This is a genomic window from Stenotrophomonas sp. 22385 (genome assembly GCF_052045085.1).
In the GTDB taxonomy this organism is placed as follows: Bacteria; Pseudomonadota; Gammaproteobacteria; order Xanthomonadales; family Xanthomonadaceae; genus Stenotrophomonas.
In genome coordinates this window covers 628,816-645,369 of record NZ_JBQEOG010000001.1, presented here as the reverse complement: position 1 = coordinate 645,369, position 16,554 = coordinate 628,816, and the positions used below count along the sequence as shown (strand labels likewise).

The window sequence follows — 16,554 nt, the reverse complement described above, 5'->3', positions numbered from 1 at the left end:
CTTTCTGCGTTTCATCAGAACCGCAGGTCCGCGCGCAGGTACCAGTAACGCCCCTTCGGGATGTCATAGGTGGACGCGTCATACCCGTTCAACGAGCACGACAGGCAGATCGGCGGATCCTTGTCGAACGCGTTGTTCAGGCCGGCGCTGAGCTGCAGGCCCTTCATCCAGTCAAACTTGTAGCCCACCTGGAAGTCGTTGTAGGTGGTTGCCGCCAGTTCGTTGGTGCCTGCCGCCTGCTCGCTGCACACCGGGAACGCGGCGGCGTCGCCGCACTGCTCGGTGAGCTTGGAGATGTGGCGCACGGTCCACGACGCATTCCAGTTGGCCATGTTCCAGCTCAGCGACGCGTTGCTGGTCCATTCCGGAATCGAGCTGTCGGTGACTTCCACGCCCGGTTCCTGCGGCTGGCGCTGGCCCGCCGCGCCCACCGCCTCGTAACGACCGACGAAGGTGTTCTGCCAACCGATCTTGAACTGACCCACGTCGGTCTGCGGCAGCGTCCAGAACAGGTCCACGTCCCAGCCGTCGGTCTTGATCGAGCCCAGGTTGGTGAGGCGGTTGTTGAAGCCGCTGACCGCGCCGGTGGAGGCACGGGTGATACCGCCGCAGTACAGCGGGTCCAGCGTGTCCACGCATAGGTCGAGCTGGGTCTGGGCGTTGATGGCCTGGATGGCGCCTTCGATGTTGTGGCGGTAGAAGGTCACTTCCACGTCGAAGCGTTCGGACCACGAAGCGTTGTTGCCGAACCACGGGCTCCATACGAAGCCGGCGCTGAAGCTGCGCGAGGTTTCCGGATCCAGCTGGTCATTGCCGCCGGTGGTGACCGAGATCTGCGAGTTGGCCTGCTGGAAACCGGTTGGCACGCCCAACGCCGCACAGTTGGCCGCACTGCCACGCGGCGGCGTGCCACCCAGGCCCACCGAGCACGGATCGAACAGCTGCAGGTCCGCACGCGCCGCCGACCCGTACAGCTCACCGATGGACGGTGCGCGGAAGCCTTCGGCGTAGCTGGTACGCAGCACGAAGTCGTTGGTCACCTGCCAGCGCAGGCCGTACTTGGGCGTGAACTCGCCACCGAAGGTGGAGTAGTCCGAATAGCGCCCGGCCAGGCTCAGGTCCAGCTTCTCGCCGAGGGCGCTCTTGGCGAAGATCGGCACCGCCAGTTCCAGGTACACCTCGTTGACGTCGTACGAACCGGAGGTCGGCAGCGACGGCACGCCGTTGTAGTGGCCCCGCACCGTGATCGGATCGGGCTGGTATTCGCCTTCGTACTTGCGGTACTCGTAACCGGTGGCGAACGACAGTGGCCCGGCCGGCAGCGTGAGCAGATCACTGCTCAGGTTGGCGGTGAACAGGGTCAGCTCGTTCTGGCTGCGGTCGTGCACTACCGGCTGGATCCAGTCCAGCATCGGCCGGGTGATGGTGCCGGGGCCGCCGAAGATGTTCAGCGGCACGCAGCCCGGGGTAGCCGCGCAGATGGCCGGGTCACCCAACGCGATGTTGGCGTTGTAGATGTTGTAGCTGCCGTAGTTGGTCTGTTCGGCCTTGTTCTTGCTGTACATGCCGTTGATGTCCCACGACCAGCTGCGGTCGGCGGCCTGGAACAGGCCCACCAGCCCAGTGGCGAAGTAGGTGGTGTTCACTTCCTGCTCGAAGATGCGCGGCCCGCCTTCCACCGGGCGGCGGCCGATCACGATCAGATTATCTGAAGCATCAAGATCGAACCCAAAGGGGTTGTACGGATTGAGGCCAGAGATAATGATGTTGTCAGCAAGCGGATTTCCGGTCGCCCCGTCGGGGCCAAAGAACAACGGCTCCGGCGCAGCTTGATTTGTCGACTCACGGCGATTGGCCAGCGCCTTGATATACCACTGTACGTTGTCGGTGATGTCGAAGCGGAACTGGCCGAAGATGCCCTTGCGCTCGGACGGGGTCAGCAGCAGGTTGTATTCGGCGAAGTTGAAGCGGTCCGCCGTGGTGAAGCAGTGATAATCGTCAGTTCGATCACATCCACCAACTCCGTTGAAAGCCGGCGACGTCGCACCATTGTTGGGCGTGATGTTGTGTTCGATTCCAGTATTCGGATCTACAAAGCGGAACCGCCCGGTCGGAGTTGCTGAACTACCGAATGAGAGACCCGTCCCCGGGATCGGGTAACGCGACTGTTCGCGGGTGTTGGCATACACCGCGTCCTGCTTGGTCCAGCTGGCGCCCAGGAACAGGCTGTAGCGGTCGCCACTGGTGCCCCAAGCCAGGTCCACGCCCTTCTGGGTGCCATCGCCCTTGCTGTACTCACCATAGTTCACGGTGACCTGGCCGCCATCGAACTCGCGGCGGGTGATGATGTTGACCACACCGGCAATCGCGTCCGAGCCGTACAGCGACGAGGCGCCGTCTTCGAGCACTTCAATGCGCTCGACGATCGCCAGCGGAATGGTATTGAGGTCGGTGGCCGCGCCCACGCCCGAGGCGGAGGACTCATTGACCCAACGGATGCCATCCACCAGCACCAGCACGCGCTTGGCGCCCAGGTGGCGCAGGTCGACCTGGGCCGAACCGGCGCCCACGCCGCTGCCATCGGGCGGGAAGCCGAAGTTGCCCGACGAGTTGAACTTGGCGTTGAGCGCCGAACCGGAACCGGTCAGCTGCTGCAGCACCTCGCCGATGGAATTCAGGCCGGTGCGTTCGATCTCGCTGCGGGTGAGGGTCTGGATCGGCACCTGGCCTTCGACCTCGGCCCGCTTGATGCGGGTACCGGTGACTTCCACCCGGTCCAGTTCGGTGGTGGTGCGGGGAGCATCCTGCGCGGTGGCAAGGGTGGGGACGGACAGCAGGCACAGCGCTACGGCAGCCGCCAAGGGGCGGTAATGCAGGTTGTTCATTCGCTCTCTCTCCAAAGGAATGGCTTGCTGGGACCGCCTCGCCTCCCCCTTGAAGCGCGGCAGCGTCTCCTTTGTAAACAACCTGTAAAGATGAAGGCGTGATGAAATCGGCGCTTTCACGCCGAATTTACGAAAGAAGAGAGGAGTGATGCCTTTGAGCACCCAAGCGCCCGTGTTAGGGCGGGTCATCCAAACGGAGAAGCGGCACTTCGTATGGAACCCAGGAGACATAACGCCCCCCGGTAGGGTCGCGCCCCTGCCGACCGCACGGAAAAGCAATCCGCCCGGCGAAGGCATGACCTTGAACGCGAGGTCTCGATGACTACTTTTCGGACAGAGCGCCACAACGAAGACCCAAGGTAACGCGGCAATTCAGACGACCATGGCGCTTGGTGGTCCACACGAGTAACGAGCTTCGCCTCCTGCTAGCGAGAACCAATGAGCCTTGAGAGCGCCAGCCCTAGCTCCATCGAAACGTACGCCGCACCCAGCACGGCCAGATAGAGCCATCCTGACGCCACGCCCGGGCCACAGAGGGTCGAGGTCAAACACTTGGCGACTCGAATAAACACCACCGCATCCAAACCGAGAGTTGCCAAGGCCGCCACAACCGACAACGCGCTCAGATAGTCCTTTGAACCACCGCGAGTTGTGGCGGGTCCAGGCGCGCGACGAAGGACCTGACTCACTCGAATTGGAACAAGGCCGACAGACAGCAGCCCAATCCCTCCCAGGGTGTACAGCGCAAGATCCACGACAGACGCGCCCATAGCTTCTTCCTTGTGAGCCGAGTATGGCCTTAGGTACTTTACTGAGCGGCTCAAGTTCAAGGCGTTACGAATGCATCCACATCATTGCGAAGCAGCACTTCCCATGACGCAACCTTGCCGTTCGCGAGTGCCACGAAACCAAGCCTCACGTGTAGTGCTGGCTCATAGTCAGCGCAATGAATCACTCATAAGAACCTCCGGCTCATCACCAGAAATCACGTCAATCACCTCCTCACCAATCATTAGAATGAAGTGTGACAATTGATTACTGGAACGGGTCCCCAGTGATTCATCAACGTAATAGCTCATCAACGAACCTTCGTTACATCGAACCAATGCCCCTCGCTTGTCTCCCATATCGGCGAAAAGTCTCAGCCTCACACCCTCATCAGAAACACAGATGAAATCCACGGAAGAAAACGAGATTTCCAACGCCACACAATCGCCTCCATCTCGCCCTTGAATCACTACACGGCCATCGTCGAAAACGACGTTGGAACTGGATGGCCTTGGTAGCAGGCCGAGCAGAACCTCATACTTATTTGACATATCGCACCTTCACCCGCGTTCTGTTCCCGGACCGTATCTCTATCGTAGGCGACCCATCCGAAGATGTAGGACGCACAGTAATTGTCCGCCCGTCTTCAAGGGTACCCACCCTAATGCCGCCTCCCTTTGAGGATACATCGCTAGGGGACAGGTCATCGAAATCACTATTTGCAGTATCAAACCCGCCCTGCTTGCTTTCAATGTTGGTGTTTCCCTTCGTCCTCTTTTCAGGGGTCGTACCAGGAATCGGACACTCATCTTGCTTCTGTGAAAGCTGCTTCAGCATCTCAAGCCACATGCCGGGTGACATCGCGACGCTCGTCATCAGAGTTGAGACAGCCGGTATCAACAACGTAGGCGAAGGTGCCGTGGGAAATCCGCCAATCGGATCTTTGCCAATGTACGGACCACCGTATCCAGCTTCCGCAATGGGAAAACCGTCTTGGTCGAACTGCCCGCCACCATAGATGGGCAAAGGAACGAAACGTGGCATGGTTCCACGTAGACCATGGCGGTCACTAGAGCGCGTTGGGTTTCCGCCGACGTAGCCGTAAGTACTGATCCCTCCAGCCAGGCCGACCGGATCGCTCTGAGAGTAGCGTCCGACCGCTGAGTCGTATTCACGCTGATTGTTGTAGAAGAGCCCACTCGCCTCGGTTGCCTGCTGTCCGGGGAAGCGAAGTGCCAGCTCGAACTTTACGCCATCTCCGTCTGGGTCACTGCTTGGCTCCTGCAGGCCGAACACCTCGCCCTTGGCACTCCATTCCCAGATCGCCATATTACGAAGTGGTTCGATGACAGCACGTGGCGTCCCCAGATGGTCCGGCTGGATGTAAACCAGTTCACTGGTCGCTGCTGCGTTTGATCCGGTCAGTGCTACCGGGTACTCATCCAGCCAGATCCCCTGCTGGAGCGAATTGCCCGTCATTCCGTAGTTGCCCAGCCACCGGCCGTACTCGTCGTAGATGGTGACCTGCGATTCCTCGGAACTCGAAGAGCGCATCACGCGCTCACCTCGATGGTCGTAGGTGTACGCTTCCACTACCTCACCGGCCAGCTTAACGTGACTCATCCGATTGGCGCTGCTGTACACCAGCTCCTTACCATTTAGGCTCACCGTATTGCCTATGGGATCGTAGCTGCGAGTGGCGCCGTCAATTGCGGTGAGCCAGTGGCTTTCTGCTGGATAGGAGTACGCCACTGTGCCGGACGATGTGGTCAGCGAGATACGGTTCCCGGTGGCGTCGTAGGTGTACGTTTCAATCGGAGTGCCCGTCGGACCATCCTGCGTCTGGATCAGGCGGCCCAGCGTGTCGTAGCCATATTTGGCCTGAACCTCAGTGCCGGTGCCGTTCTTCAACTCGGTGATGCTACCCACCGCGTCATACCCGAAGCTCAGCGAGAGGCCGCCCGGGGCCGGATCATGGACGGCTTGCGGACGGTAATCGGTATCCACCGGGCGCTGCAGTTGGCGGCCATTGCCGTAAGTCCATCCGGTGGCCGGGCCGAACGGTGCATGGGTGACGTTGGTGACTACCACCTGCCGTGCTTGGCTCGGGCGCGTCAGGCCTATCTCTGTGATGCGACCGAGGCTGTCTCGCACATAGTCGGCGACACTGCCATCGGGGTAGGTCAGCTGGGCCAGTCGGCCAGCGGCTGTGTATGAGTACCGCACAGTGCTGCTGACGCCATTTACCGTCTGCACCTTCCGGGTGACCTGGCCGAAGCGGTCATGGCAATACGCGGTGCTGCCTGCTGTGTGCTGCACGTGCCCCAACCGGCCCTTGGCGAAGCGTTCGTTGGCCTCGCAGACAGCGGGTGCGGTGTCGTAGGTGTAGCCAACGTCCAAGTTGGGGTCCGGATAGGCAATTCCGGTCAGGCGGTTGAGCGCGTCATAGTGATAGGTGGCGGTGATGCCACGGGCGTCTGTGCGGGTCTTGCGGTTCCCGGCCGCATCCACGGTGAAGCCCGTCGTTCCGCTGTCCGGACTTACCTGCGCGGTGAGGTCTCCAAAGCCGTTGTAGGCATAGGTGGTGTGCAGTCCCTTCGGGTCAGTGACCTGGGTGACCTGGTCCAGCGCGTTGTAGCTGGTTTTGATCTCAGCCTCGATGCCCCCTACATCCTGCAAGGTGCGGGCGAGACGACCCAGCGGGTCGTGCTGCTGGGTGGTGACCCGCTGCAGGGCGTCGGTCACACTGGCGGGGCTGCCTTCAGGGTCATACGTAAAGACGGTGGCGTGGTTGCCGGCGTCCTTCAGCGTGGTCAGCTCGCCCAACGTGTTGTAGATGCGGGACAGGGTGCGGCGCAGCGTGCCAGCGGCATCCACCGTGTCTTCCTTGAGGCGGTTGCCGGCGTTGTCCAAGGTGTAGTGGAGGGTATTGCCCGCATTGTCGGCAATGTCGGTCAGCCGCTGGGCAGCGTCGTAGACATAGGTGACGGTGCTGCCATCGGGCTCGACGACTTCCTGCACCTGGCCGGTGGGCCAGTAGCTGATCTGGGTGGTGCGGTTGGTGGCGGCAGAGTCACCCCGCACGGTGACAGAGGTTGGCCAGCCACGCGGATGGTAGGTGAAATCAGTGATCACGCCGTTGCTGTCCACCACTGAGAGCGGCCGGCCGTTGGCGTCGTACGCCAACGTCTGTGCGCTGTTTCCCGCTGCGTTGGTCACGCTCAGCAGGTCGCCCTTGCGGAAGTTGCACGTGCCGGTGCCCCCGGGAGCGCAGCCGGCATCATCGGCCGCATAGTAGGCGTAGGTGACCACGTCATTTGCGTCAGTGCGTGGACCATCCACCTGCTTGAGCAGGCCCAGCACCGGGCAGCTGCCGCCGGCCGCCACATCCGCTGCCTCGCAATAGCCCAAGGTGGTGGTGCGAAGCTCGTCGGTGGTGATATCCCTCACCGCAATGCTGGTTGGCTGCAGACGGGTGTTGCGGGTAATGCGCGTCTCGCGATTACCCACCCTGCTGAGTGTCACCCGGTTGCTGCTCGCATCCGTGTGGGTTTCGATGATTCGCTGTTCTGGCAGGCCGACGGCCTCGGTCGTGATCTGCACGTTGACCGCGTGGCCGCCCACGGGGTCTGTTCCGGTGCTGTAGGCGTACTTGGTCTGTATCCCCCGACGGTCGGTGACCGTGTCCAACCTGCGGCGGAAGTCCTGCGCTGCGGGGTAATAGGTACGGCTGACAGCGCCTTGAGTATCGGTGAGCCCGGTGACCTTGCGCGGATAGCCGCCGTTGGAGGTACCGGTGAGGCCATACGTGGTGACACGGCCAAGGGCATCGGTAACGACGGTGGTGCCTGCGGCGGTGTAGACCAGCTGCGTCCCATCAATTCCGGCATCGGCTTGGCTGCAGTCACCCGAATGGCGGCTGCAGGTCACCCGCCCCTTGGCGTCATAGGCGTACCAGCCGAACCGTTGGTTGTCCTCGGCGGTGACGCCGGTTAGGTACCGCGGGAAGCGGCTGTCTTCGTAGTGGTAGACACGGGTTGCCCCACCGGCATAGGTGACGGTGGCCACCTGTGCAGTGGGGGTATAGGTGTAGGACGCCACCATCTGACCCGCCATCGAGAGCGCACTGATCAGATCGGCACCTTGGGGCGTGTCATAGTGGAATCCCAGCGTGCGACCGTTTGTGTGAGTGATGGAAGCGAGACGCGCGTGCGGGTCGTACGCGTAGGTCAACGTCGTACCATCCTCGCGGGCGCGTGACTTCAACCGGCCACCTGCATCGAAGGTCAGCACCTCGTCAGCGCGGAAGAGCTGCCACTCTGTTCCGTGAGGGACGATGCGATCGCCACTGCCGTCGATGGCTTCGTATGCAGTGCCCACTTTCTGGAAGGCGCCGTGCGTGCCGTCGGCCTGGATCAATCCCACGTTGAGTTCCGTACCCGGCGGGAACGTGGTGGGATCGGTGCCGATGGCCAGGCGCAGGTTGTGCGAGTGCGTCCAACCTTGTCCGAACGCACCACCCGCCGTGGAGGTCATGGACTGGAAGTAGCGGGTGAACTGGATCCAGCCATAGTCCAGATCCAGCTCCGGCTGGGTCTTGTTGCCGGTTGTAGGCTCGCACGGGTTGCCCACCGGGCATTGGTTCGTCAGCGGCGTGCTGGAATAGGTGCGCATCTGTGCGCTGCTCTGCTCCTGCATGGGATCCATGCCACAGGCATCCAGATCAGGACGCCAGGCCATGATCGTGTTGTTTGGGCATTTGACCGTGCGCGTGCGCTGCACGTACTGCGTGGCTGGCGTGGCGGAGCACGCGCCCGTTGCCGGGTCATGGGATTGCACCACCACGGCGTAGTTTGCGTCTTCGCCCGTATTGCTGCCATCCGGGCCGGCACCTGCGCCACCGCCGGGGATCCCGGTCCAGGTGCCGGGAGTGACTTCCGTCGCCGGACATTGTGGGGACGAGACGTATGCGGTCTTGATCGCCGCGATCAGCGCATCCTCCGTCGCGTAGTCCTGCGAGTTGAGAATGTAATTCCAGTCAGTGCGCTGCAGCGCCTCCGGCTTGATCTGGTAGTCGTACAGGACCTTGTCCTTGGCGACGGTCTGTTTGGCGACGTGCCAGCTGAAGGGGCCGCCGGACTGGTAGGAGGCGTAGATACTCTCGATTGCGCCCTGGACTTCGCCCTCTGTGTTCTTGGGCTGACCAAAGGTAATCATGGTTTCCCACTTCTTCTCCACTTCCTGCGCGTGCGCAAAAGAAGCGGTTGAAAGCGCGATGAGAGTGACGAGCACGCGTTGGCCCGTGCGGTGCGGGGTTGACCTGGACATCCCTGTACTCCTTCCTGGAGGCAGACGGCGCGTTTGACTGGAAACATCATTCGGGCGTCACCGCCTGTGCCGACTTTGCGGGCGGTGAGTGACAGGGAGGTTTATGCGCGAGGAAGGCGTTGTGGGCAAGGCGGGAAAGTGTGACCGCTCTCACTCAAGGGTGTGACTGGCGCTGCTCTTGCCGCGATTTTCGGCTTGTCTTACACGCCTACGCGGGGATTTCCTACAAAGGAATCATCGCAACGACAGTGGCTGGTGATGGAGGACGGGGTCCCTTTCGGCGTGATCTGCGTGCGTACCGACCAACGGTCGGTACCTACCGGGCGGCTGTTGGTGACGCGGAAGCGGCCCGCCGGTGGGCGGGCCGCTCTTTCTGCTATGGGTTCACGAACGCGATCTTTTCCATGTGCGCGTTATTGGCGGCCGCCAGCACCTTGGCCATCACGTCGTACTCGGCGTTGGGGTCGGTGGCGATGCGCAGTTCGGGAACGTTGCCGGTGTTGGCCTGGGCGGCGTCCTGCATGCGCTGCTGCAGCGAGCTGACCGCAACCATCTGGCCGTTCCAGCTGACCTGGTTGCTGGCGTCCACGCGCAGCTCGATCGGCGGTGGCGGTGCGGTGGGCGGTACCACGGTGGTGGGTTGCGGCAGGTTGACCGGGATGGGCATGGACACCATCGGGGCGGTCACGATGAAGATGATCAACAGCACCAGCATTACATCCACCAACGGGGTGACGTTGATGTCGGCCAGTGGTCCAGAGTTGCCTGCTGCACTGAATGCCATGGTGTGGTCCTTGTTGTTGGGTTCCTGGGGGCCGGCCAACGGCCGGCGCTACCGTGTTGTTCTGTTCCTTCTGCGCAGCCAGCCAGGGGCTGGCTCTACCGGGTGGTGGATGGGCTGCCTGCTGGTTGGCTGGCAGCCTTGACACTACGCCGCTCGGGGGCGCCTGTTCAGGGGGGCGACGGGTGCCGTTCATCATCGAGTTGGCTTGCCCTCACCGGCGTTCACCCCCGCCCGCTATCCTTTCGGCATGAACCGACTCCCCCTCCTGATCCTCAGTTCCGCCACCCTGCTCGCCTGCACGGGCGTTGGCGCCGATGCCGGTGCCCAGAGCCTGGACGCCCAGCGCGCGCAGATGAAGGCGGCCATCGAGAATGCCGAACGCGGCCAGTTCGATCCCGGCCAGGCGGCGGGGCTGGCAAAGCACCCGCTGTATGGCTGGCTGGAGTACGCCACCCTGCGCCGCAACATCGATACGGTCACCACGGCCCAGGCCCAGGAGTTCCTCAAGCGCTACAACGGCCAGGCCGTGGCCAGCAGCTTCCGCAGCGTGTGGTTGCCGGCGGTGGCCCGGCGCCAGGACTGGCCCACCCTGCTGGCGAACTGGGCGCCCACCGAGAATGTCGGCCTGCGCTGCGCCCAGCTCAATGCGCGCCAGGCCACCGGCAAGGCCGATGCGCAGTGGGTCAGCGAGGCCCAGGCGATCTGGCGCAGCACCGGCAAGTCCCTGCCCGATGCCTGCGATCCCGTTTTTGCGGTACTGGACGCCAAGGGCGGACTGAGCGCGGAGCTGCGCTGGGAGCGCATCGATGCCGCTGCCGATGCGCAGCAGCCGGCGGTGATGCGCAGCGCCGCCCGCGGGCTGCCGGCCGCCGATCTGGCGCTGGCCAACACCTATGCGGCGTTCGTGGACAAGCCCAATGCCAGCGCACTGAACTGGCCGCGCAACGAACGCAGCCGGCGCATCGCGACCGACGGCCTGGCCAAGCTGGCCAAGGCCGACCCGGACGCGACCGAACAGCAGCTGCCGCAGTACGCCAACGCACTGCAGCTGAGCGCCGCCCAGCAGGCGGAGGTGAAGTACCAGATCGCGCTGTGGACGGTGGCGTCCTATGGGCCCGATTCCGCACGCCGGCTCAATGCGGTGCCGGATTCGGCCTATGACGAGCGCCTGCACGAATGGCGGGCGCGCGAGGCGATGTCGCGCGGCGATTGGCCGGCCACGCTGGCCGCGATCCGCAAGATGGGCCCGACCCAGCGCAATGACTCGCGCTGGCGCTACTTCGAGGCGCGCATGCTGGACAAGACCGGCAAGCGCAACGAGGCATTGCCGCTGTACCGCGAAGCCGCGCGCGCGGCCACCTTCCATGGCTTCCTGGCCGCCGACCAGCTGGGCCAGAGCACCTACACGCTGTGCCCGGTGGAACCCAAGGACAGTGCGCAGGCACAGGCCACGGTGGCACGTGACCCGGCGATCGTGCGCGCGATGGAGCTGTTCAAGATCGAACGTTCCGGCTGGGCCGTGGCCGAGTGGAACGATGCACTGACCCGCTTCGATACCACCCAGCGCCGCATCGCGGTGGAAGTGGCGCGCGACAACGGCTGGTTCGACCGCGCGGTGTTCTCGCTGGGCAAGACACCGGAAGAGCAGCGCCTGTACAGCCTGCGCTTCCCGCTGCACCACGACGATGCGATCCGCCGCGAATCGGCCCGCAACGCGATCGATCCGGCCTGGGTGGCCGCCGAGATCCGCGCCGAGAGCATCTTCAACCCGAAGGCGCGTTCGCCAGCCAATGCGATGGGGCTGATGCAGGTGTTGCCGGCTACCGGTGCCAGCGTGGCCAAGACCATCGGCCTGACCAACTACGGCGGTGCGGCCAGCCTGTATGACGCCGACACCAACATCGCCATCGGCACCGCCTACCTGCGCCAGCTGATGAACAAGTACGAGGGCCTGCCGTACGTGACCATCGCCGCCTACAACGCCGGGCCGACCCCGACCGCACGCTGGCAGTCGCAGCGGCCGGGCTTCGACCCGGACATCTGGATCGAGACCATCAGCTACAAGGAAACCCGCGAGTACGTGGCGCGGATCCTGGCCTTCAGCGTGATCTACGACTGGCGCTTGAACGGCGATGCGCTGCCGGTGACCGACCGCATGAACGGGCGGCTGCAGGCGAAGCGGAAGGCGTTCACCTGCCCGACCGATGCGGAGAAGGGCGGCGACTGACCCATGAAGATCTATCTCGTTGGCGGCGCCGTGCGCGACCGCCTGCTGCAGCGTCCTGCCGGCGACCGCGACTGGGTGGTGGTCGGTGCCACCCAGCCGGAAATGGAAGCGCTGGGCTACAAAGCCGTGGGCAAGGATTTCCCGGTATTCCTGCACCCGGACACGGGCGAGGAATACGCGCTGGCGCGGACCGAGCGCAAATCCGGGCGCGGCTACCGGGGCTTTGTGGTCGATGCCGATCCATCGGTGACGCTGGAAGAAGACCTGCTGCGCCGCGATTTCACCATCAATGCGATTGCCTGCGATGAGGCCAGCGGCGAGCTGGTGGACCCTTACGGCGGCGTGCGCGACATTGAACAGCGCGTGCTGCGCCATGTGGGCCCCGCCTTCGTGGAAGATCCGCTTCGGGTGCTGCGTGCAGCGCGCTTCATGGCGCGCTTTGCACCGCTGGGCTTCAGCGTGGCGCCGGAAACGATGCAGCTGATGCGGCAGATCGCCGAAAGCGGCGAGCTGGATGCGTTGGTGCCCGAACGGGTCTGGCAGGAGCTGCGCCGCGTACTCGGTTCGGCCCAACCCTCGGCCTTCCTGCGCACGCTGCACGATGCCGGGGCGCTGGGCGCGGTGCTGCCCGAGCTGGAAGCGCTGTACGGGGTGCCGCAGCGCGCCGAACACCACCCGGAGGTGGATACTGGCGTGCACCAGGAAATGGTCAGCGATATTGCCGCGCAGCTGGCGCCGGACGATGACATGGTCGGCTTTGCCGCGCTCACCCACGACCTGGGCAAGGCACTGACCCCGCAGGCGGAATGGCCGCGCCATGTGATGCATGAGCAGCGCGGACTGGAACCGCTGCGTGCGCTGTGTGATCGCCTGAAAGTGCCGCTGGACCATCGCCAACTGGCCGAGGCGGTGTGCCGCGACCATCTCAACGTGCACCGTATCGATGAACTGCGCGATGGCACGGTGCTGGAGCTGCTCGGCCGCTGCGATGGGTTCCGGCGGCCCGAACGGATCGCCAGGATCGCGGTGTGCTGCGAGGCAGATGCGCGCGGCCGTCTCAGCTTCGAGGATCGGCCTTACCCGCAGGGTGAAACGCTCAAGCGCCTGCACCAGGCGGCGTTGTCAGTGCAGGCCCGCGACCTGGATCTGGCCCACCTGAAAGGTCCAGCAGTAGGCGAGGCGCTGGCTCAAGCCCGCATCAAGGCAATCGCCGCCGCCCGGTAGGGTTGGTTCCCAAACAACCGCCCTCAGCGTGCCCACGTTCGGTAACGCATGACCTGCGCCGAAGCACAAGCGCGGTCTCGACGGAGGTCATGCCACAACCGGATGTTGATCATCCCACGGCGGTGGTGCTCCTCCGCATCCTGCGGCCGCACCACTCGTGCATCCATGCACATCGTCGATTGGGATGCGACCCTACCGATGCATCGCGAACGCTTTGTCAAATGGATGCACCACGAACAGGCCGCCTGCTCCGGGTGAGCGGGCGAGATCGGCGTCGGACAGGCGCGCCCGCGCGGTAGTGATGAAAAGGCGTCCGTCGTGTGCAAATGCGAGGCTGCCTACGTGTGCGGCAGGGACCGGGATCGAGCGCAGGACCGCACCGTTGGGGGCGAGTTCCACCACCGCATGGCCGCCCCACATCGCCACCCACAGGTGGCCGTCGGGTCCCATCGCCATGCCGTCGGGTTTGCCGGGCAGGCCGAGGAAGTCGGTCACCACGCGCGGTTCGCCCAGCGTGCCGGTGTCGATATCGGCCGGATAGGCGAGCAGCGTGCGCGCCAGCGTGTCGATCACGAACAACGTGCGTTCGTCGGAAGAGAAGGCCATGCCGTTGGCCACGCCCAGCCCCTCTGCCACGCGCTGCGCGGGTGCTTCCGGGCGGGTTGCATGGAACAGCGCGCCACGGCCGGACAACAGGCCGCGATGCATGGAACCGCCCCACAGCCCGCCCCGGCTGTCCACCACCATATCGTTGAGCCGGCATCCCACACCGACATCGATCTCAGGGCCGACAGTGATGCTTCCCTCCGGCCCGAGCCGCAGGAAGTGTGTCTCGCCATTGCCGACCAGCGCGGACCCCACCCGTCCCAACGCCCACACCGGTTCGGTCAGCGGCACGCGCGTGCACGCCTTACCATCCCAGCGCAGCAGGCACGGCACGGTCGGGTCGACCCAGCACAAGGCGCCTTCGGCATCGAAGAGGGGCGACTCGCCCACCATCGTCTGCGCGGCATGCACCAACATGGCCACCGGCGTCGGGGGCGCCTGCAAGGCCTGGATCCATGCGGCAGCACGCCGGCCGACGTCATCGGCGGCCCGGCCGGGACGGTACAGATCGGTGCCGACGCCGAAGGCGCGAACACCTGCCTGGCGGTATGCGCCGATGTCGCCCACGCTCACGCCGCCCACGGCAATGAGCGTCACGCCGGCCGGTAGCACCGCCGACAGCGCGGACAACTGCGGTCGCGCGCCATGGGCCGGGAATGCCTTGAGATGGCGGGCACCGGCGGCGTTGGCGGCGAACGCTTCGGTTGCAGTGGCGAACCCGGGCAAGGGGATCATGCCCTTCGCCAGTGCGGCAGCGATCACGGCCGGATCGGTATTGGGCGACACGCAGAACGCGCAACCGGTGGTAGCGAGCTGCTCGACCGCATCGGTGGTCACCACCGTGCCGGCACCGATCAGCATGCGCCCTTCAAAATGCGCTGCCAGTGCGGCGATGGTGGGGAACGGGTCCGGCGAATTGAGCGGCACTTCCGCCAGCCGCACGCCGGCGGCATACAGCGCCTCCACCACTGCAATCGCTTCGTCGCCAGTCAGCCCGCGCAGGATCGCAATCAGTCCCGTATCGGCCAGTGCACGGTCGAACACCGCATCATGCGCACTCATGCCATCGCCCCCGCTGCCCGGTGCAGTGCCATGAACCCGCGGGTCGAGGCCTGCTGCGAGGCGATGGGCCTGCCGGAGCTACCCAGCTCCTGCAGTGCGCGCGCATACAGCGCACACACCGGCGCTGCGCCGATCAACGGCACCTCGTTCATTACGTCTACCCAGTAGCGGCGCACATCGGCGAGCTCCGCGCCGATCAGCAGTCCACGCAGATACGAGGCGCCATCGCGTCGGGCCAGATCCCCCCGGATTACCTGCGCCCGCGCGCCGAACAGCAGCGTGGCCAAGCCCGCACCGCCCTGCGCGGCCCGCACGCCATCGATGAACGCCGCGCCGTCTTCGGCCGGTCCATCCACCACGGATGCCAGCAATCCGGCTGCGGTGAGCCGGTCGAAGATCTCGCCCGACATCGCGGTCATGAACTCCACCACCACGCCCTGTTCCAGCCGCACCCACTTGCTGTGCGTGCCGGGCAAGGCCACCAGTCCCGTGGCCGGAATCGTCCCGAGCGCGACCATCCCCAGCAGCTCGGTTTCCTCCCCGCGCATGATGTCCGGTGCACCGTCGCCGCGCCGGCAGGCCAGCCCCGGAACGATCGCCACCGCATGCGCACCGATCTGGACCTCATGCAGGCGCCCGGCAATGGCGTCCGGTGACGCCGGGCACTCCACGTATCCCGCATCACTCCAGCCGATGTTCGAACCAATCATGCCGCTGGCGTAGATCCGCGAGGCGTGCGGCCATGCCGTTGTTACCTCCTCCAGCAGCGCCTGCATCTGCGACCGCTCCAGCCCGGCAATGCCGCGCGGCTGTTCGATCGTCGCGCTGACGGTTCCGTCTTCGTCGATCCGGTAAGCACGGAAGTTGGTACTGCCCCAGTTGATGCCGATGATGTAGTTCGTGTCCTGCACACTCATCGCCGGGTCACCCCTGCACCACCGTCCAATGGAAACACCGAACCGGTGATCCAGCCGCTGCGCGGCGAGGCCAGGAACAACGCCAGCTCGGCGGCGTCTTCCGGGGTGCCTAGGCGACCCAGCGGATGACGCTGCTCGTTGCTGCGCCGGGCAGCGGCTGGATCGGCGGCGCGCGCGAACGAGGCCTGCAGCATCGGTGTGTCCACCGACGCCGGCGCGATGGTGTTGACCCGGATGTGGTCCGGGGCAAACTCCAGCGCGGCGGTGCGCGACATCTCCTCCAGCGCGGCCTTGGACGCGGCATAGGCCGCCAGCCCCGGGGTGGCGAAACGCGCGTTGATCGACGACACCAGCACGATGCTGCCACCGCGCCCGCGCATGTCCGGCACCACCTCGCGCATCACCCGCAGCGCACCGAGCACGTTGACCGAGTACACGTCCAGCCAAAGGTCGTCGGTGCTGTCGAGCGTGCTGCCCGGCGGGCAGATGCCGGCGCAATGCACCAGCGCATCAAAGGGCCCCAGCGCAGTGCGCACCTCGGCAATCGCAGCACTGACCGCCTCCGGCGAACGCAGGTCGGCCACGGCACTGGCGTCCGCCCCGCTCGACACGCCCTGGTCCAGCGCCGCCACCCGGGCGCCATCGGCGCGCAGCCGCGTCACCACCGCTGCGCCTATCCCGCTGGCCGCGCCGGTCACCAGCACCGCTCGCCCCTGCATTCCCGCCTCGCTCATGCCCTGCCCATCCTTTCCA

Annotated in this window: 9 protein-coding genes; 2 read left to right on the top strand and 7 right to left on the bottom strand. The window is 64.7% G+C overall.

The features are described from left to right. Nucleotides 1–14 precede the first annotated feature (14 nt). From ACTJI4_RS02730 to ACTJI4_RS02715, 4 genes are all read right to left on the bottom strand, one after another. A complete protein-coding gene (locus tag ACTJI4_RS02730; RefSeq protein ID WP_440868434.1) occupies nt 15–2,885 on the bottom strand; it encodes a TonB-dependent receptor in 2,871 nt (956 codons plus the stop codon). A 938-nt stretch (nt 2,886–3,823) separates the two neighbouring features. Beyond that, nucleotides 3,824–4,204, bottom strand: a complete 381-nt coding sequence (locus ACTJI4_RS02725; RefSeq protein ID WP_440868433.1) for a hypothetical protein — start codon at nt 4,202–4,204, stop codon at nt 3,824–3,826. Beyond that, on the bottom strand, nt 4,194–8,981 hold the full coding sequence (locus tag ACTJI4_RS02720; protein WP_440868432.1) for an RHS repeat-associated core domain-containing protein: 4,788 nt from the start codon (nt 8,979–8,981) through the stop codon (nt 4,194–4,196). The genes ACTJI4_RS02725 and ACTJI4_RS02720 overlap by 11 nt, the downstream gene beginning before the upstream one ends. A 376-nt stretch (nt 8,982–9,357) precedes the next feature. Beyond that, on the bottom strand, nt 9,358–9,765 hold the full coding sequence (locus ACTJI4_RS02715) for an ExbD/TolR family protein (RefSeq protein WP_068854013.1): 408 nt from the start codon (nt 9,763–9,765) through the stop codon (nt 9,358–9,360). Between the two features lie 247 nt (nt 9,766–10,012). Here ACTJI4_RS02715 and ACTJI4_RS02710 point away from each other — a divergent pair, with 247 nt between their 5' ends. Both ACTJI4_RS02710 and ACTJI4_RS02705 read left to right on the top strand, forming a co-directional pair. After that, nucleotides 10,013–11,992 carry a transglycosylase SLT domain-containing protein gene (locus tag ACTJI4_RS02710; RefSeq protein WP_440868431.1) on the top strand — a complete coding sequence of 660 codons (1,980 nt, stop codon included), beginning with the start codon at nt 10,013–10,015 and terminating at the stop codon, nt 11,990–11,992. A 3-nt stretch (nt 11,993–11,995) separates the two neighbouring features. Continuing rightward, a complete protein-coding gene (locus tag ACTJI4_RS02705) occupies nt 11,996–13,216 on the top strand; it encodes a multifunctional CCA addition/repair protein (RefSeq protein WP_440868430.1) in 1,221 nt (406 codons plus the stop codon). A gap of 192 nt (nt 13,217–13,408) precedes the next feature. Here ACTJI4_RS02705 and ACTJI4_RS02700 read toward each other — a convergent pair whose 3' ends face one another. Genes ACTJI4_RS02700 through ACTJI4_RS02690 form a run of 3 tightly spaced genes read right to left on the bottom strand, consistent with a single transcriptional unit; the run spans nt 13,409 to nt 16,535 of the window. After that, nucleotides 13,409–14,884: a 2-dehydro-3-deoxy-6-phosphogalactonate aldolase gene (locus ACTJI4_RS02700; RefSeq protein ID WP_392918260.1), complete on the bottom strand. Its 1,476-nt coding sequence runs from the start codon at nt 14,882–14,884 to the stop codon at nt 13,409–13,411. Next, entirely contained in the window at nt 14,881–15,801 is a 921-nt protein-coding gene (locus tag ACTJI4_RS02695; RefSeq protein WP_392918263.1) for a 2-dehydro-3-deoxygalactonokinase, read from the bottom strand. Before ACTJI4_RS02695 ends, ACTJI4_RS02700 begins: the two co-directional genes overlap by 4 nt. Next, entirely contained in the window at nt 15,798–16,535 is a 738-nt protein-coding gene (locus tag ACTJI4_RS02690) for an SDR family NAD(P)-dependent oxidoreductase (RefSeq protein WP_440868429.1), read from the bottom strand. Before ACTJI4_RS02690 ends, ACTJI4_RS02695 begins: the two co-directional genes overlap by 4 nt. Nucleotides 16,536–16,554: the final 19 nt, after the last annotated feature.